This window comes from Microbacterium sp. 77mftsu3.1 (assembly GCF_900100525.1).
Classification (GTDB): domain Bacteria; phylum Actinomycetota; class Actinomycetes; order Actinomycetales; family Microbacteriaceae; genus Microbacterium; species Microbacterium aquilitoris.
Map to the genome: position 1 here is coordinate 318,351 of NZ_FNCR01000004.1, position 16,926 is coordinate 335,276.

Consider the following 16,926-nt stretch of genomic DNA (forward strand, 5'->3'; position numbering starts at 1 on the left):
CATGGAGAGATGCAGACACGGCAGCATTCCGGCGATGAGAACCTGAGTCGAGAGGATGCCGCGGCCCGGGCATCCGTCATCGATCTCGACACGATCGAGGTCGACCTGGACGTCCGGTCGGCGTCCGACGCCTCCCGCGATGACTTCGCGACGCAGAGCACTCTGCGATTCCGCGCGTCGGCCGCCGAGACGTGGGTCGACTTCCTCGGCGTCGCCGTCGACGAGGTGGAGCTCAACGGTGCGCCGCAACCGGTCGAGTGGGACGGTGCCCGGATCCGCCTCTCGGGACTCGCCGAGGACAACACGGTCCGCATCCGCGCCCGTGGTCGGTACAGCCGGTCGGGTGAGGGTCTTCACCGCTTCACGGATCCCGTGGACGGGGCCGTGTATCTGTACACGCAGTACGAGCCTGCCGACAGCCGCCGCGTCTACCCGTGCTTCGAGCAGCCCGACCTGAAGGCGCGGTGGACCTTCCACATCACGGCGTCGGGTGACGGCGTCGTCCTGTCGGGCGGCGCCGAGACCTCTCGCGTCGACGTCGCCGGCGGGGTCCGCGTGTCCTTCGCCGAGACGCCCCTGCTGTCGAGCTACGTCACCGCGGTCGCCGTCGGGCCGTACCACCGCGTCGACGGGGCCTGGACGGGGGAGCGGCAGAGCGTGGACCTCGGCGTCCTCTGCCGCGCCTCGCTCGCGGAGCACCTCGACGCGGACGAGATCCTCGACATCACCCGCCGAGGACTCGACTTCTTCACAGCGGCCTTCGACCAGGACTACCCGTGGGGTAAGTACGACCAGATCTTCGTCCCCGAGTACAACCTGGGGGCGATGGAGAACCCGGGTCTCGTCACCTTCACCGAGGCCTACGTCTTCCGCGGCGCGGCGACGGCCGCGCAGCGCGAAGCGCGCTCCAACACGATCCTCCACGAGATGGCGCACATGTGGTTCGGCGACCTCGTCACGATGCGGTGGTGGGACGATCTGTGGCTCAAGGAGTCGTTCGCCGACTTCATGGGGACGCACGCGAACGTCGCGACAGGACTGCACCCGGATGCCTGGGTCACGTTCGCGAGCCGGCGGAAGGGGTGGGCGTACGTCCAGGACCAGCTCCCCACGACGCATCCGATCGTCGCCGACATCCCCGATCTCGAGGCGGCCAAGCTGAACTTCGACGGCATCACCTACGCAAAGGGTGCGTCGGTTCTGAAGCAGCTCGTCGGGTTCGTCGGCGAGGAGGCCTTCTTCCGCGGCGCGCAGCGGTACTTCGCCGCCCACGCCTACGGCAACACGACGCTCGAGGATCTCCTCGTCGCGCTGGAGGAGGCGTCGGGGCGCGACCTGCGATCGTGGAGCACGGCGTGGCTCGAGACGACCGGCCTGCCGACCCTCACCGTCGATCGCGGCCCTCTGGCCGTCGTGCAGGACGTCGCACGACCGCACGCGGTTCGCGTCGGTCTGTGGGACGACGAGGCGGGACGTCTCGTCGCGCGCGGCGATGTCACCGTCGACCTGTTCGGTGAGCGCACCCTCGTCGACGCGCCCGTCCTCCCTGACACCGCCCTCGTGATCGCCAACGTCGACGACCGCTCCTATGCGAAGGTGCGGCTCGACGACCGGTCGCTCGCAGCCGTCACGGCGGGCCTGTCATCGATGCCCGACGCGGTCGCGCGCGGCGTCGTCTGGGCGGCGTTGTGGAACGCGGTGCGTGACGGGGAACTCGCGGCATCCGTCTATCTGGCGATCGCGGCGGATCACGCTCCCCGCGAATCGCACCCGGCGCTCCTGAGCGACGTCCTCGCCCACGCCGCCTTCGCGATCCGTCATTACGTGTCGGACGTCGAGCGGGCGTCGGCCGCGTGGTTGGAGGGAGCATGGCGCGCCATGGCGGCGGCGGACCCCGGGTCCGACGCGCAGCTCATCTGGGCACGAGCAGTGGGTGTGGCCGCCGAACTGTCCGGGGACCGCGCGGCCGAGATGTCGGCGATCCTGGCAGGAGAGGCACCGGCACCGGCGGGTCTCCCGCTCGACCCCGACCTCCGGTGGGGATGGCTCTTCGGTCTCGCTGCGTCCGGCCACGCGGACGCCGCGCGCATCGACGCTGAAGCGGAGCGGGATGCGACCGCCTCGGGCCGCACGGCGCGTCTGGCGGCGCTCACGGCACGGCCGGAGGCATCCGTCCGTCGCGACGCGTGGCGGGCGGCCTGGGAGGACGAGACGCTGACCAACGACCACCTCGATGCCACCATCCGTGGTGCGCGGGCGGGGGAGAGCCGTGATCTCGTCGCAGAGTTCGACGCCCCGTACTTCGAGCGGATCCTCCCTGCATGGCGCACTCGCAGCATCGAGATCGCCGCGCGTCTCGTGCGGGGCCTCTTCCCGGCCACGGACGACACCGCGGCGGTGGACGCATGGCTCGACGCCCACGCCGACGCACCCGGCTCGCTCCGGCGCATCGTGATCGAGCAGCGTGATCACCTCGCGCGCGATCTCCGGGTCCGCGCGGCCCAGGCGCAGCTCACTCGGCACTGACGGACGCGAACGGCCCCCGGGAACACCCCAGGGGCCGTACGCGTTCCTGGGTCCGTCAGGCGATGCCGCGGATCGGCGGGCGGTGGAACGTGTCGCCGAACACCCGGTCGCTCGCGCCCTCTCGGTCGAGGTACGGCGTCGCACCGCCGTCGATGAAGGGCCATCCTGCTCCGAGGATCAGGCACAGGTCGATGTCCTCGACCTCGGGCACGACGCCCTCGTCCAGCATGAGCTTGATCTCCTGCGCGAGGCCGTCCTGCACACGGCGGAGGATCTCTTCGGCGGATGCCGGTGTCGATCCCGTCGCCTTCTTCGCGACCTTCTCGGCGGCCTTCGTGAATCCGGTCACGCGGCCGCCCCTGTCCTTCTCGACGACCTCGTCCAGCGCGGCGAGCTCGTGGAAGTTCTCGTTCGCATAGAACCGGTCGGGGAAGGCGCGGACCATCGTGTCCTGCACGTGGGCGGCGACCTTCCAGCCGACGAGGTCGATGAGCTGGAACGGTCCCATCGGCAGGCCGAGCGGCGCGAACGCCTTCTCGACGTCCGCGACGGGTGTGCCCTCGTAGACGGCACGCGCGGCCTCGCCCATGACCTTGGCGAGCAGACGGTTCACGACGAATCCGGGCGCATCGGCGGTGAGGACCGCGTTCTTGCCCAGACCCCGGGCGACGACGAATGCCGTCGAGAGGGCGGCATCCGACGTCTGCGGAGTCTTCACGACCTCGATGAGCGGCATGACCGCGACCGGGTTGAAGAAGTGGAAGCCGACCAGGCGCTCGGGGTGAGCGAGCTTGGCGCCGATCTCCTCGACCGAGAGCGACGACGTGTTGGTCGCGAGGATCGCATCCTCGGCAACGACGGCCTCGATCTCGGCGAACACCGACTGCTTGACGCCGACCTCTTCGAAGACCGCCTCGATGACGAAGTCGCAGTCGGCATAGGCCGACTTGTCGGTCGTCCCGGTCACGAGGGCGCGCAGCTTGTTGGCGGTGTCGCCGTCGAGCCGGCCCTTCGCCTCGAGCTTGCCGATCTCGTCGTGGATGTAGGCGACGCCCTTGTCGACGCGCGCCTGATCGAGGTCCGTGATCAGCACGGGCACCTGGAGCTTGCGCACGAACAGAAGGGCGAACTGGCTGGCCATGAGCCCCGCGCCGATGACGCCGACCTTCGTGACCTTCTTCGCGAGCGCCTTGTCGGGCGCGCCGACGGGACGCTTCGCCCGCTTCTGCACCAGATCGAACGCGTACATGGATGCCGCGAACTGGTCGCCCGTGACGAGCGAGGCGAGCGCGTCGTCCTCACGCGCGAACCCTTCGGCCTTCGTGCCGCTCTTGGCCTTGTCGAGCAGGTCGAGCGCGACGTAGGGGGAGCGCGGGACCGTGCCGATCTTCGACTCGAGCATGCCGCGGGCCATCTTGATCGCGATGGGCCACTTGGTGAGCCGCTCGATCTTGCCGGGGGCGTTCTTGCGCTCGACCTTGATCGTGCCGCCGAGGACGCCGTCGGCCCACCGCAGTGACGACTCGAGGTAGCTCGACGCCGGGAAGATCGCGTCCATGATCCCGAGGTCGAAGGCCTGCTGCGGCTTCAGGACGCGGTTCTGCTTCAGCGGGTTGGAGACGACGACCTCGAGCGCGTTCTCGATGCCGATCAGGTTCGGCAGGAGGTACGCGCCGCCCCAGCCGGGGATGATTCCGAGGAAGACCTCCGGCAGCGCGATCGCGGCGGCGGAGGCATCCACCGTCCGGTACGTCGAGTTCAGTGCGATCTCGAGCCCGCCGCCCAGGGCGAGCCCGTTCACGAAGGCGAACGACGGCACGCCGAGATCCGACAGCTTGCCGAGGACGTGGTGGCCGAGCTGGGCGATCAGTCGCGCGTTCTCGACGGAGCCGACGTTGCTGACCTCGCTGAGGTCGGCGCCGGCGGCGAGGATGTACTGCTTGCCCGTGATGCCGACGGCCTGGATCTCGCCGGCGCGCGCCCGAGCGGCGAGCGTGTCGAGGGTGGCGCCCAGGGCGGTCAACGTCGCAGGCCCCAGCGTGTTGGGACGGGTGTGATCGCGGCCGTTGTCCAGCGTGATCAGGGCGAGCACCTTGCCGCTGGCGAGGATCACGTCGCGCACGGGCGAGTTCGTCACGACCTCGGTGTCGGAGAGGGCGAGCAGGGGCGAGAAGTCGATCTGGTCGTAGGTGGTCATCGTCGGCGGCCTCACTTCTTCTTCTTGCCGTTGTAGTGCGGGTTCTCCCAGATGACGGAGCCGCCCTGGCCGAGTCCCACGCACATGGCCGTGAGACCGTAACGCACGTCGGGGCGCTCGGCGAAGTGGGCCGCCAGCTGGATCATGAGGCGGACGCCGGATGCCGCGAGCGGGTGCCCGAGCGCGATGGCCCCGCCCCACGGGTTGACCCGCGGGTCGTCGTCGGCGATGCCGAAGTGGTCGAGGAGCGAGATGACCTGGACGGCGAACGCCTCGTTCAGTTCGAACAGGCCGATGTCGTCGATCGTCAGGCCCGCCTTCTTCAGGGCCTTCTCCGTGGAGGGGATGGGGCCGATGCCCATGATCTCGGGCTGCACGCCTGCGAACGCGAACGAGACGAGCCGCATCTTGGGGGCGAGCCCTAGCTCCTTGACGGCACCGCCGCCGGCGAGCAGCGACATCGTCGCCCCGTCGGTGAGCGGCGACGAGGTGCCGGCCGTGACCCGTCCGTGCGGACGGAACGGCGTCTTCAGCGCGGCGAGGTCAGCCATCGTCGTCTGCGGACGACGCCCCTCGTCCTCGGTCGCGAGTCCCCACGCGCCTGCGGCATCCTTCACCGCGACGGAGACCAGATCGGGCTGGAACTTGCCGGCCTCGTAGGCGGCCTGCGCCTTGTGCTGGCTGAGCATGCCGAAGCGGTCGGAGCGCTCCTTGGTGAGCTGCGGGTAGCGGTCGAAGATGCGCTCGGCCGTGACGCCCATGTTCAGCGCGCCGGGGTCGACCATCTTCTCTGCGACGAAGCGCGGGTTCGGGTCGGCGTTGCCGCCGATCGGGTAGTGCCCCATGTGCTCGACGCCGCCGGCGAGGGCGACGTCGTACATCCCGACACCGATGGATGCCGCCATGGTGGTCACGCTCGTCATGGCGCCGGCGCACATGCGGTCGATGGCGAAGCCGGGGACCGTCTGGGGGAGGCCTGCGAGGATCGCGACCGATCGGCCGAGCGTCAGCCCCTGCTCGCCGGTCTGGCTGGTGGCGGCGATCGCGACATCGTCGACGCGCTCGGCGGGAACGCCGGGGTTCCGCTCCATCAGACCGATCGTCGCCTTGACGGCGAGGTCATCGGCGCGGGTGTTCCAATACATGCCCTTCTCGCCGGCACGCCCGAACGGGGTGCGCATTCCGTCGACGAAATAGACGTCCGAAAGCTCGGCCACATTGCCTCCAAAGATTGGGTTCCCACCCAGCCTAGAGAGGCGCTCCGACCGTGAAAATCGGTTGGTTCGAACCTACGAAGCGGGTTCGGACGGTTCGTCGGGGCTCTGCACGGAATCCACAAAGGCGGCGGCGATCACCTGTGCGGTCTGTTCAATCTGCCAGGTCCGGGCGCCGAGGGTGAGGAGGGCCTCACCTACTGATTCCGCGGTGATCTCCGCGGGAGGATTCCACGCGACCCGACGCAGGAGATCGGGCGTCAGGAGGTTCTCGGTCGGCATGTGCAGCTCTTCGGCGCGCGCCTCGACGACAGGTTTGGCGGCCTTCAGACGTGCGTCCGCGGCGGGGTTGCGGTCCGCCCACGCGCGCGGCGGGGGCATCCCGTCACCCGGGCCGCGCTCGGAGGGGAGCGCGGGGTCGGCCCGTCCCGCCTCGATGGCCGCCCACCAGCGATCCAGCTGATTGCGGCTCGCGCGACCCGTGAACTCCTTGACCCGTGCGAGGTCCTGTTTCGTCGCGGGGTCGGCGATGACGGCGGCGACGAGGGAGCGGTCGGGAACCAAACGGCCCGGAGATACATCCTCCTCCCGCGCATACTCCTCGCGCGCCGTCCAGAGGGCACGGGCTACCGCCAGGGCGCGACGACCGCGGACGGTGTGCAGTCCGCTGAGACGACGCCACGGCTCCTCGCGTGCGGGCTTGGGTGCGCGCGTGCGGACGGCCTCGAACTCCTCCTGGGCGAATCCGGTCTTCTCCTGCTCGTCGAGCTCAGCTGCGAGGGCATCGCGCACATCGATGAGGTGCAGCACGTCGAGGGCCGCGTACTCCAGCCATCCCTGGGGCAGAGGGCGCGTCGACCAGTCCGCAGCGGAGTGCGCCTTGGCGAGGGTGATCCCGAGCGTCTGCTCCACCACGGCGCCGAGGCCGACGCGTTCATGGCCGAGAAGCCGGGCGGCGAGCTCCGTGTCGAAGATCCGGGGCGGCTCGAGACCTGCCTCGCGGAGGGACGGCAGATCCTGGCTCGCGGCGTGGAGCACCCACTCTTCGTCGCCGATCGCTGCCTGCAGCGCCGACAGGTCGCCGATCGCGGGCGGATCGAAGAGATAGACCTCGCTCCCGCGACGGTAGACCTGGATGAGATAGGCGCGCTGCGAGTACCGGAACCCGGACGCCCGCTCCACGTCGACCGCGACCGGACCGTGCCCGGCCGCCAGGCGCGACGCTGCGGCCGCCGCCGTCTCCTGATCGGCGATGACCTCGTATTCAGCCACGTGTACTCCGCTGCCCGCCGAACACGGCGATGTTCTCCGAGCCCGGGGGAAGGCCTGCCAACATGCAGACCAACTCACCCCAGGCATCCATATGACTGGCGACGTCCCCCTCGGGGGACCACGAAGCGCGGAGCTCGATCTGCGCGCCGTCGCCCTCCGCGGCCAGCGTTCCGAATCCCTTCGAGAGGGTCTTCGTCGCTGTGCCGGATGCCGCGTGGAACGTCGCTCCACGTGCGGCGAGGGCGTCGACCAGCCAAGACCAGGCTACGTCGGCCAGAAGGGGGTCGGTGCCGATCTCGGGTTCGAGCGGTGCCTGCGCGAAGCAGACGATCCGCCACGGTCCGCCCCAGGCATCCGGTTCGGACGCGTCGTGGAGGATCACGATGCGTCCGGTGCCGTAAGGGGATTCGCCGTCGTCGTCGGGACGCACGTCACCGGCGAACGCGATGGCATCGGGAGCCAGCGAGGAGGGGGCGGCGATCTCGCGCACCACGAAGTCGTCGCGGAAGCCCAGCGCGCGGAGCTCGTCGCTGACGGCGGGGAAATCCGGCGTCGCGGACGGAGGTTCGGTCACGGCGACAGACTAGAGTGAGGGCACCATGATGGCTTCCAGGCGCGCCGCTCCCGACGTCGCCCGGCAAGGAACCGTCATCGCCCTCCGAGGCACGGTGGTCGCACTCGCGACCGCGTTCGTGAGTGCGACGGGGCTTCTGGCGCTCCTCGCCGGAGGCGTCGCCCGGAGAGTGGTGACCCCGTCGGCACGCGTCCCCGACACGACGATCATCGACGTCGACACCGCGGCGCAGACGATCACCCTCTCGCGCTCGGACGACACGGTCCTCCCGGGCCGCTACGGCCTCTTCACAACCGGGACGCAGAGCTACATCAAGCTCGGCACGGTGCTCTCCGCGCGCGGCGAGACGGTGACGCGCAAGCTGCTGACCCAGATCGACGAGTCCGACAGTCTGGCATCGGCCGCCGCCTTCAGCGGGTGGTACTTCTCCGACCCGGCCGAGCTCCACCTCCCCTTCGAGCGCGTGGACGTCGGAACAGCGCTCGGCGTCTGTCCTGCGTGGGTGTTCCCGGGCGCCGCGTCCGAGGATGCCGCCCCAACCGAAGACGTGTGGGCGGTCCACATCCACGGTCGAGGCACGACGCGCGCCGAGACGCTGCGTGGCGTGCCGCTGTTCCATGCGGCGGGGATCACATCGATCCTGGCCTCCTACCGGAACGACCCCGACGCTCCCCGGAGCAGAGGGGGCACGTCGGCCCTCGGGGCGACGGAGTGGCGCGACGTCGATCGCGCGATCGGCTACGCCCGTCGGGCCGGAGCCCGACGCATCGTGTTGGTCGGGTGGTCCATGGGCGGCGCCATCGCGATGCAGCTCGCTGTCCACTCTGCTCATCGCGACCTGATCGGCGGGGTCGTCCTCGATTCCCCCGTCGTGGACTGGCGTCAAGTGCTCAGCCACCACGCGGCCCTCAGCGGCATCCCTCGTCCGCTGACCCGAGTGGCCCTCGATGCTCTGACTCGTCGGTGGGCGTCCCCGCTGACCGGCGCCGCCGACCCGATCTCCTGGGACCGTCTCGACGTTCTCGCCCAGGCCCGTGATCTCGTGACGCCGACGCTGATCCTGCACAGCGACGGAGACGACTTCGTCCCCGCGCAGGCTTCGCGGGATCTCCGCGACCTGCGCCCCGACCTCATCGAGCTCGAGGAGTTCGAGGGTGCCCGCCACACGAAGCTGTGGAACTACGACGAGGAGCGCTGGACGAGCCGCATCCGCGAATGGCTCGACGCGCGAGGGCTCAGCGTCGCCGGAGCCGCAGGTAGCTGAAGCCGTCGTCGTCGACGAGGACGCCGGCCGGCCACGTATCGATCGGTCGACGAAGGGGCAGGAACGGCCCGGCCGTGGGAACCAGATGCGGCGCGGCGGTGACGCAGTACTCGTCGATCAGGTCGTCCGCTGCGAACTGGGCCGCCAGGGTGGGGCCGCCCTCGCACACGATGTGCCGCAGCCCTCGCTCGATGAGCGATGACAGGATGCCGGTGGCCGACATCCGCCCCTCGCTCGCCGCGACGGGCACCACGGTGACACCGTGGGCAGCCGGGGGTGGCTCCGCGCCCTCGGGCATGACGAGCAGCACCTGGTCGTCGGGGCCGTCCGGATCCGGGTCGAGGCGGTGGCCGGCGAGGTCTCCGGAGCCGGTGATCACCGCCAGTCGCGAGCGACGGGGGAGCAGGTAGCCCTCTGCCCGCACGGTCTCGGCGCCGACGATGATCGCATCGGCGCTGGCGCGGATGACGCCCAGGATCGCCCGGTCAGCGCGGTTGGTGAGCGTGTCGCTCGTGCCGTCGGGCCCGACCGCGGATCCCGTCAGGGACGTGATCATGTTGAGCCGGACCCAGTTCTCCTGAGCGGGCGCGTACCGATCGGCGATCCAGCGACGGCCGTCCGGACTCGCGGCATCCACTCGCTCCCCGGATGACGGCAACACCTCTGTGACCCACACCCGGCCATCCTCGCACGCGGCGAGGGCGCCTGCCCGGGTGACTAGGCTTGACAGGTGCCTGTCGCCTCCTCCGGAACCACTCATCTGAGCGAACGCGATCCGAAGGTGAGCGGAGCCGAGATGGTCGCCGCACTCGTACCGCCTCCGCAGTTCGATCACGCGACCTTCGCGACCTACCGTGCCGACGAGTCCTACCCGTCTCAGCAGGGGGCGAAGGACCTGCTCGAGGTGTTCAGCTCGGGCCGCGGGGCCCCCGCGGCACGCGGGGGGTTCTTCCGCCGGGCCAAGCGCGAGGCTCCGATGAAGCCCGGCGTCTACCTCGACGGTGGGTTCGGCGTCGGCAAGACCCACCTCCTCGCCGCGATCTACCACGCGACGCCGGCCCGTCGGAAGTACTTCGGCTCGTTCATCGAGTACACCGCCCTCGTCGGCGCGCTGGGGTATCAGAAGACGGTCGAGCTGTTCCGCGGCGCCGACCTCCTCTGCATCGACGAGTTCGAGCTCGACGACCCGGGCGACACGATGGTGATGACCCGACTGATCGCCGAGCTGGTGCCGACCGGCACGAAGCTCGCCGCGACCTCGAACACCCCGCCGAACGCCCTCGGTGAGGGGCGTTTCGCCGCGCAGGACTTCCTCCGCGAGATCCAGGCGATGTCCGAGCACTTCCAGACGATCCGCATCGACGGCACCGACTACCGGCAGCGTGCCGTCGACGGTCACGCCGTGGTCCTCGACGACGCCGCCTACGAGAGCGCGATGACGGATGCCGCGGCATCCGCCCTCGTCTCCGATGACGACTTCAGCGCGTTCATCGGTCACCTGGCGTCGGTGCACCCGTCGCGCTACATCCGCCTCATCGAGGGCATCGGAGCGATCGGTCTGCGGAACGTGGTCGGTTTCGATGATCAGGCTGCCGCGCTCCGGTTCGTGGCGTTCGTCGACCGGGCCTACGACGCGCAGATCCCGATCCGCGCGACAGGCGTGGCCCTGGACTCGGTGTTCCGCGAGGACATGCTCGCGGGCGGGTACCGCAAGAAGTACCTCCGCGCCGTCTCGCGACTGGTCGCTCTCACCCACTCGTAAGCCGGGTCACGTTCCTCTCGGAGTGCCGGGAAACCTGATGTTTACCTCGTCGCCACCCTCGTAACCGGCGCGAAACACGGACGCGCCTCCGGGCGAAACCGCGGACCTCGACACTGGGGGCACCCGACGCTACACCTGCGTCCCTGCAGAGAGGTTCCCTTCGAGATGGATCAAGGCAACACCGCATTCATACTCATCGCGGCCGCACTAGTCCTGCTGATGACCCCAGGTCTCGCGTTCTTCTACGGCGGCCTCGTCAAGGCGAAGAGCGTCATCAGCATGATGATGATGTCCTTCGGCGCACTCGGCCTCATCGGCGTCCTGTGGGTGCTCTACGGCTACGCCATCGCGTTCCCGGGCGAGTCGGGAACGGTCTTCCCGTGGGCCATCGATGGCGGAGCGATAGGCCTGAGCAACGCACTGGAGCTCGCTGACGGGGCAAGCTACCCCGAGCTGGCATTCATCGCCTTCCAGGCGACGTTCGCCATCATCACCGTCGCTCTGGTCTCTGGCGCGATCGCCGATCGGGCCAAGTTCGGTGCGTGGATGATCTTCGCGGGTGTCTGGGCGACCGTCGTCTACTTCCCGGTTGCCAGCTGGGTCTTCAACTTCGGTCTCGCTGACGACGGATCGTTCGAATACGGCGGCTGGATCACCCACGGTCTCCAGGACGTCTTCGGCGTCGGCGTCATCGACTTCGCCGGCGGCACCGCGGTCCACATCAACGCCGGTGCGGCGGCTCTCGCCCTCGCGCTCGTCCTCGGCAAGCGCGTCGGCTTCCAGAAGGGCGTCCACGTCCCCCACAACCCGCCGTTCGTCCTCCTCGGCGCCGGCCTCCTGTGGTTCGGTTGGTTCGGCTTCAACGCCGGGTCCGAGCTCGCGGCCGACAACACCGCTGCGCTCGCCTTCGTGAACACGATCGCCGCTCCGGCCGCGGCGCTGCTCGGGTGGCTCGTCGTCGAGAAGATCAAGGACGGCAAGCCGACGTCAGTCGGTGCCGCCTCGGGTGCCGTCGCAGGTCTGGTTGCCATCACCCCCGCCTGCGGTTCGCTGGACCCCATCTGGGCCATCGTCCTCGGCATCATCACCGGTGCCGTCTGCGCCCTCGCGATCGAGCTGAAGTTCAAGCTCGGTTTCGACGACTCGCTCGACGTGGTCGGCATCCACCTCGTCGGTGGTCTGATCGGAACGCTGTACCTCGGGTTCTTCGCCCGCGGCACGGGGCTCTTCATGGGCGGAGACGCCTCGCAGCTGATCGTCCAGGCGATCGCGGCCTTCGCCGTGCTGATCTACTCCTTCGTGCTCGCCTTCATCATCGGCTTCGCGATCGAGAAGACGATCGGCTTCCGCGTCAAGAACGAGGACGAGATCGCCGGTATCGACACGATCGTGCACGGTGAGGCCGGCTACGTCCTGGAGGACGCCAAGGCCTGATCCGTTCGATCGCACGGAGGGCGTCGCGGGAAACCTGCGGCGCCCTCCGTCGTCGTGTCCTGCGTCGCGTCTGACGGTGCCGCGGGGCGGTGTCAAGGCCCTCCGGCCGCGCGGTCGCGATTCGTACCGTCCGGGGCATGATCGAGATCGATACCTCACCGCCCGACACCGATCTGCCCGTCATCGTCCGGCTCGCGGAGCTGGCGGCCCTTGTGCACGCAGCTCCGGGCCTGCACGTCCGGTGGTCCGAAGGGCCCGAGAGGGATGCCGCCTGCTCGAGCGTCGACACTGAGAGCGGTCTTCGCCTGCCCGGACTCTCGGTGAATCCGCTCGATGCGGAGGCATGGTGGACTCGGCCCTTGGAGGACTGGTTGGCACGCCAGTTGTCGCAGTACCGGCACCTGGCGGCGGACAACCCGGAGCGGATCGCGTGGGTCCTTCGGGGGGAGCACGTCGGACGCGGTCCCGACTGCGAGCCGCTGATCGCCGACGCGGAGCCGGTCGCCGTCCTCGACGCGGCCCTACTCGATGAAGCGGCTCGTCGATATGAGGCCGAGTTCGACGCAGGTCGCGGGCCGGAGGACTGATCGTGGCCGCGGCCTCCCGTTGGGTCGAAGACCGACCCGGGTTCTTCCGACTCACCGTCGCGGCGACCAACTGCTACCTCGTGAAGACCGTAGAAGGCGTCACGCTCATCGACGGAGGCCTCCCGGCCTCAGGGGGCCTGTTGGATGAGCTTCTCCGGTACCTCGGGCTCGCACGTCGCAACATCGATGCGCTCATCCTCACTCACGGACATTTCGACCACGCGGGACTCGCACGCGCGCTGAGGGCCGAGGGGGTGCCGGTTCACGTCCATGCTGACGACCGTCGGTTGGCCCGGCATCCGTACAGCTACCGCCCTGCGGCCGCCCGGGTGCCCTACCTGCTCGGCCACCCTGGCGGTCTTCCCTTTATCGGACGGATGGCCGCAGCCGGGGCGCTCGCGGTCCGCGGCGTCGACGCCGATGCAACGATGCGCGACCGAGAGGTCATCGATGTCCCCGGCCGTCCGACGGTGCTCCACACGCCGGGGCATACCGACGGCCACTGCGCGTTCCTGTTCGCGTCGCACAACATCCTGGTATCGGGCGATGCCCTGGTGACGCTGGACCCCTACACCGGTGTCAGCGGCCCGCAGATCGTTGCGGATGCGGCAACCGCGGACGCTGCGGCATCCCTCCGGTCGTTGGAGGTTCTCCAGCAGACGGATGCCGCGGTTGTCCTTCCCGGACACGGCGAGCCGTGGACGAGGGGAGTCGGGGCGGCGGCACAGCGAGCCCGTATCGTCGGACGTCACTGATTCGTTTCATTTCGTGCTTGTGCGGTTTCGGGATGCTGCCCTACGGTGAGCGGGAAGCGCTTTCCCCTCTGTCTCCGTCCAGCGTTGGACGAGAAAGGACAACGATGTCCCGCATCCGCACGACCGCCGCTTGGGCGGCCGCAGCCGTCTTCGCCGTCTCGCTGGTCGGCTGCACTCCTGCCGCGTCTCAGTCGGGCGGTTCGTTCGACCCCGATGAGAAGGTCTCCCTCGATTTCGCCTGGTGGGGAAACGACGACCGCGCAGCGCGCTACGCGAAGCTCATCGATGCGTTCAACGAGGAGCACCCGAACATCACGATTAAGACGACGTTTACGGACTTCCCGAGCTACTGGGAGCAGCGGCAGGTCGAGGCAGCGAGCGGCAGTCTCCCCGACGTCTTCCAGTTCTCGGACAGCTACCTGCGCCAGTACGGCGAGAGTGGTGCGATCCTCGATCTGAACGAGGTGGCCGATCAGATCGATGTCACGACGTTCGACGACAGCCTGCTCGGCACGGGCCGATTGGACGGCACGCAGTACTCCCTCCCGACCGGCTACAGCCTCTGGGCGAACTTCGTGAACGAGGACCTGCTGAAGAAGGCGGGTCTCGAGCTCCCGGCGGCGGGTTCGTCGTTCGAGGAGTTCGATGACTGGCTCGCCGAGGTGACCGAGAAGACCGGCGGCGACCCTTTCGGCGGGACCGACTACACGCAGCGCATCCAGGTGTTCGAGCTGCAGCTTCGCGCCGCGGGGAAGGCGCTGTACACCGACGAGGGTGAGCTCGGCTTCACGAAGGACGAGTTGGCGACGTTCTGGGAGTCCGGAGCGACGCTGCGCGACGGGATCACCATTCCCCAGCAGCAGCTCGAGGAGATCAGTCCCAGCTCAGGCTTCGGCTCGACCCGGACGGTCAGTGAGATGAGCTGGAGCAACTTCCTCGGCGGGTACCTGGCCGATTCCGGTGCGTCGTCGATCGCGATCGTGGCTCCGCCGACGACGGATGCCGGGGCGAAGGACCTCTACCGCCAGGGCGGTCTGCAGGTCGCGATCTCCTCGCGGACGAAGCACCCCGAGGCCGCCGCGATCTTCCTCGACTACGTCGTCAACAGCCCGGAGGCGGGGGAGATCTTCGGCACGACCCTCGGCTTCCCGGCATCCAGCAGCAAGCTGGAGGGCACGAAGCTCGAAGGGCCCGATCAGCAGGTCGCGGACTACATCGAGTCGGTCTCCGACCGGATCGGCGACGCCCCGCCGCCGGCGGTCGTGGGATACGGCTCGCTCGAGCAGAAGTTCTGGGATCTGGGCAAGGAACTCGGGCTCGGAACGAAGTCGGTGGATGCCGCGGTGGACGAGTTCTTCGCCGAGGCGGACGTGATCCTCAACAACTGACCGGACCCGCGGACGAGGGCTAGGGTGACGGCGTGGCATCCCGTCTGATCTCCGCCCTCGTCCGCTTGTTCCGGTCCTCACCTGACACGGCACGGCCCGCCGGAACCGTGCGTGTGATGCCCGGAGACGTGCGGGACCTCCGCATCAGCTATCGCCCGGAGTCGGACGGGGATCCCGACGCGGGTGAGATCGTCTGGACCTGGGTTCCGTTCGACGAAGCCGACGGGCGTGGCAAGGATCGTCCGGTCCTCGTGATCGGGCAGCACGGTCGCGACCGGCTGTACGCGGTTCGCCTGACGAGCAAACCCCACGACCGCGACGGAGAGCATCTTGCGCTCGGTTCGGGGGAGTGGGATGCGTCCGGCCGCCCGTCATGGGTGGACCTCGGCCACCTCTACAGCGTCCCGCCGGATGCGATGCGACGCGAGGGAGCCGCCCTGGACCGTCGCCGCTTCGATCAGGTCGCCGCAGCGCTGAAGGCCCGGTACGGCTGGTCCGTCTGAGGCCTGAGAACAAACGAAAGCCCCCGGAAATCCGGGGGCTTCTCGGTGGGCGATGCCGGACTCGAACCGACGACCTCTTCCGTGTGAAGGAAGCGCGCTACCAACTGCGCCAATCGCCCGAATGACACTCGGGCCGATGACCGAGCATACCGGATGCCGCGGCCCCGACCGAACCGGCCCGCGCCGTGACGGCGAGACACGCGCGGGGCGGCGCCGGTTTTGCGCTGGCGCGGGAATCGTCTAATGTTTAACGAGTGCCGGAGCGATCCGGAACGAAATGCGGATGTAGCGCAGTGGTAGCGCATCACCTTGCCAAGGTGAGGGTCGCGAGTTCGAATCTCGTCATCCGCTCGAGTGTGGGGATCTTCCTCCGGGGAGATCACGTCACGTGGGTCAAACCACACACGGTGGCGTGGCCGAGTGGCTAGGCAGCGGCCTGCAAAGCCGTCCACACGGGTTCGAATCCCGTCGCCACCTCCACTCACAACTCAACAGCCTTCACAGGCGCGATTGGCGCAGCGGTAGCGCGCTTCCCTGACACGGAAGAGGTCACTGGTTCGATCCCAGTATCGCGCACAGACAAACCCCCGGTTATCCGGGGGTTTTTTGTTGCGCCGACGGAGCGCGCGATCGCGCGCCCTGCGCCGTCAGCCGGCGGTCTCGTTGGACTCCGGCAACTCGTGCAGGCCGGCAGGCGAGTTCGCCAGGGTCATCAGCCGCGCGACCCAGTCCTGATTCAGCGGGATGCGGGTGTCGTGGCGACGCCGGAACGCGAGACGCGCCGCGCGGTTCATCCAGACGGTCGTGCGCCCGGTGCCTTCTCCTGCTGCTCGCGACCACGTGAACAGGAACGCCTCACCTCGGCGAAGCTTCGCGTAGATCACGGCTTCGAGGTGCACGAGGGTGCGGTCGTCGATGTCGAATCGAGTGGTGGCGTTGTAAGAGAGGAGTCCCATGGAACCGACCCAGGTCTAGGCGTACAGAGAGGGCGGAGCTGCGGTCTCCTCTGCCATTGTGCCATCCGATCAGCCGTTCCCGTGTCCGGCGCGGCCGTGGCACCCCGGGGGATCCCTCGCTGACAGACTGGCCCCATGACCACCGCCCGGATCGTCACCCTCTTCGTCGTCGCCGCCCTCGCCGAGATCGGCGGAGCCTGGCTGATCTGGCAGGCCGTACGCGAGAACCGCGGCTGGTGGTTCGCGCTCCTGGGCATCGTCGCACTCGGGGCGTATGGGTTCGTCGCCGCGTTCCAGCCGGATGCGAACTTCGGTCGAGTCCTCGCGGCCTACGGCGGCGTCTTCATCGCAGGTTCACTCGCCTGGGGGATCGTCGTCGACGGGTTCCGTCCGACGCTCTGGGACTACGTCGGGTCGGCGATCGCCCTCGTGGGGGCCGCGATCATCATCCTGGCTCCCGTCGTCGTCGACGCAGGAGAGGCGTGACCGCGACC

General features: G+C 68.9%; 15 protein-coding genes and 4 tRNA genes. 12 read left to right on the forward strand and 7 right to left on the reverse strand.

Translation table 11 applies throughout. The features are described from left to right. Positions 1-9 precede the first annotated feature (9 nt). On the forward strand, positions 10-2,526 hold the full coding sequence (pepN, locus tag BLR68_RS12340) for an aminopeptidase N (RefSeq protein ID WP_018186694.1): 2,517 nt from the start codon (positions 10-12) through the stop codon (positions 2,524-2,526). Positions 2,527-2,581: 55 nt separating this feature from the next. On the opposite strand, the gene BLR68_RS12345 is transcribed toward pepN, so the two are convergent. The 4 genes from BLR68_RS12345 to BLR68_RS12360 form a co-directional block, all read right to left on the reverse strand. After that, positions 2,582-4,723 (reverse strand): 3-hydroxyacyl-CoA dehydrogenase NAD-binding domain-containing protein, encoded by a 2,142-nt coding sequence (locus BLR68_RS12345; protein WP_018186695.1) that lies wholly within the window; start codon positions 4,721-4,723, stop codon positions 2,582-2,584. A gap of 11 nt (positions 4,724-4,734) precedes the next feature. Then, on the reverse strand, positions 4,735-5,940 hold the full coding sequence (locus BLR68_RS12350) for a thiolase family protein (protein ID WP_018186696.1): 1,206 nt from the start codon (positions 5,938-5,940) through the stop codon (positions 4,735-4,737). 72 nt (positions 5,941-6,012) lie between these two features. Beyond that, positions 6,013-7,209 (reverse strand): ribonuclease D, encoded by a 1,197-nt coding sequence (locus BLR68_RS12355; RefSeq protein ID WP_018186697.1) that lies wholly within the window; start codon positions 7,207-7,209, stop codon positions 6,013-6,015. Next, positions 7,202-7,783, reverse strand: a complete 582-nt coding sequence (locus BLR68_RS12360) for a DUF3000 domain-containing protein (RefSeq protein WP_018186698.1) — start codon at positions 7,781-7,783, stop codon at positions 7,202-7,204. Before BLR68_RS12360 ends, BLR68_RS12355 begins: the two co-directional genes overlap by 8 nt. Positions 7,784-7,808: 25 nt before the next feature. Here BLR68_RS12360 and BLR68_RS12365 point away from each other — a divergent pair, with 25 nt between their 5' ends. Beyond that, entirely contained in the window at positions 7,809-9,047 is a 1,239-nt protein-coding gene (locus tag BLR68_RS12365; protein ID WP_018186699.1) for an alpha/beta hydrolase, read from the forward strand. On the opposite strand, the gene BLR68_RS12370 is transcribed toward BLR68_RS12365, so the two are convergent. Beyond that, positions 9,019-9,723, reverse strand: coding sequence for a dihydrofolate reductase family protein (locus tag BLR68_RS12370; RefSeq protein ID WP_256335388.1), 705 nt, complete (start codon positions 9,721-9,723; stop codon positions 9,019-9,021). The genes BLR68_RS12365 and BLR68_RS12370 overlap by 29 nt on opposite strands. A gap of 54 nt (positions 9,724-9,777) precedes the next feature. Between BLR68_RS12370 and zapE the strand changes: the two genes are divergently transcribed. The 6 genes from zapE to BLR68_RS12400 all read left to right on the forward strand — a co-directional run bounded on the left by zapE (position 9,778) and on the right by BLR68_RS12400 (position 15,476). Continuing rightward, positions 9,778-10,809 (forward strand): cell division protein ZapE, encoded by a 1,032-nt coding sequence (gene zapE, locus BLR68_RS12375; protein ID WP_026302851.1) that lies wholly within the window; start codon positions 9,778-9,780, stop codon positions 10,807-10,809. A gap of 165 nt (positions 10,810-10,974) precedes the next feature. Next, the gene (locus BLR68_RS12380; RefSeq protein WP_018186702.1) at positions 10,975-12,243 is read left to right on the forward strand and encodes an ammonium transporter; all 1,269 of its coding nucleotides are present in this window, start codon (positions 10,975-10,977) and stop codon (positions 12,241-12,243) included. Between the two features lie 137 nt (positions 12,244-12,380). After that, on the forward strand, positions 12,381-12,830 hold the full coding sequence (locus BLR68_RS12385) for a DUF6098 family protein (RefSeq protein WP_018186703.1): 450 nt from the start codon (positions 12,381-12,383) through the stop codon (positions 12,828-12,830). A gap of 2 nt (positions 12,831-12,832) precedes the next feature. After that, on the forward strand, positions 12,833-13,585 hold the full coding sequence (locus BLR68_RS12390) for an MBL fold metallo-hydrolase (RefSeq protein ID WP_018186704.1): 753 nt from the start codon (positions 12,833-12,835) through the stop codon (positions 13,583-13,585). Between the two features lie 104 nt (positions 13,586-13,689). Continuing rightward, a complete protein-coding gene (locus BLR68_RS12395; RefSeq protein ID WP_018186705.1) occupies positions 13,690-14,973 on the forward strand; it encodes an ABC transporter substrate-binding protein in 1,284 nt (427 codons plus the stop codon). A 32-nt stretch (positions 14,974-15,005) separates the two neighbouring features. After that, positions 15,006-15,476 (forward strand): type II toxin-antitoxin system PemK/MazF family toxin, encoded by a 471-nt coding sequence (locus BLR68_RS12400; protein ID WP_018186706.1) that lies wholly within the window; start codon positions 15,006-15,008, stop codon positions 15,474-15,476. Positions 15,477-15,522: 46 nt separating this feature from the next. Here the strand turns inward: BLR68_RS12400 and BLR68_RS12405 are convergent. Beyond that, positions 15,523-15,595 (reverse strand) — tRNA-Val (locus tag BLR68_RS12405). 160 nt (positions 15,596-15,755) lie between these two features. Here BLR68_RS12405 and BLR68_RS12410 point away from each other — a divergent pair. The 3 genes from BLR68_RS12410 (at position 15,756) to BLR68_RS12420 (ending at position 16,052) form a co-directional block, all read left to right on the forward strand. Further along, positions 15,756-15,827, forward strand: a tRNA-Gly gene (locus BLR68_RS12410). Positions 15,828-15,882: 55 nt separating this feature from the next. Next, a tRNA-Cys gene (locus BLR68_RS12415) sits at positions 15,883-15,956 on the forward strand. 24 nt (positions 15,957-15,980) lie between these two features. After that, a tRNA-Val gene (locus BLR68_RS12420) sits at positions 15,981-16,052 on the forward strand. 71 nt (positions 16,053-16,123) lie between these two features. On the opposite strand, the gene BLR68_RS12425 is transcribed toward BLR68_RS12420, so the two are convergent. Further along, complete coding sequence (locus tag BLR68_RS12425; protein ID WP_018186707.1) at positions 16,124-16,432, reverse strand: DUF7882 family protein; 309 nt, start codon at positions 16,430-16,432, stop codon at positions 16,124-16,126. Between the two features lie 135 nt (positions 16,433-16,567). Between BLR68_RS12425 and BLR68_RS12430 the strand changes: the two genes are divergently transcribed. Beyond that, complete coding sequence (locus BLR68_RS12430) at positions 16,568-16,918, forward strand: YnfA family protein (protein WP_018186708.1); 351 nt, start codon at positions 16,568-16,570, stop codon at positions 16,916-16,918. The last annotated feature ends 8 nt before the right edge of the window (positions 16,919-16,926 follow it).

Excerpts from the sequence above, each read along its gene's own strand:
- BLR68_RS12395 (WP_018186705.1), top strand. The coding sequence starts at position 13,690 with ATGTCCCGCATCCGCACGACCGCCGCTTGGGCGGCCGCAGCCGTCTTC.
- BLR68_RS12385 (WP_018186703.1), top strand. The coding sequence starts at position 12,381 with ATGATCGAGATCGATACCTCACCGCCCGACACCGATCTGCCCGTCATC.
- BLR68_RS12365 (WP_018186699.1), top strand. The coding sequence starts at position 7,809 with ATGATGGCTTCCAGGCGCGCCGCTCCCGACGTCGCCCGGCAAGGAACC.
- BLR68_RS12425 (WP_018186707.1), bottom strand. The coding sequence starts at position 16,432 with ATGGGACTCCTCTCTTACAACGCCACCACTCGATTCGACATCGACGAC.
- pepN (WP_018186694.1), top strand. The coding sequence starts at position 10 with ATGCAGACACGGCAGCATTCCGGCGATGAGAACCTGAGTCGAGAGGAT.
- BLR68_RS12345 (WP_018186695.1), bottom strand. The coding sequence starts at position 4,723 with ATGACCACCTACGACCAGATCGACTTCTCGCCCCTGCTCGCCCTCTCC.
- BLR68_RS12380 (WP_018186702.1), top strand. The coding sequence starts at position 10,975 with ATGGATCAAGGCAACACCGCATTCATACTCATCGCGGCCGCACTAGTC.
- BLR68_RS12430 (WP_018186708.1), top strand. The coding sequence starts at position 16,568 with ATGACCACCGCCCGGATCGTCACCCTCTTCGTCGTCGCCGCCCTCGCC.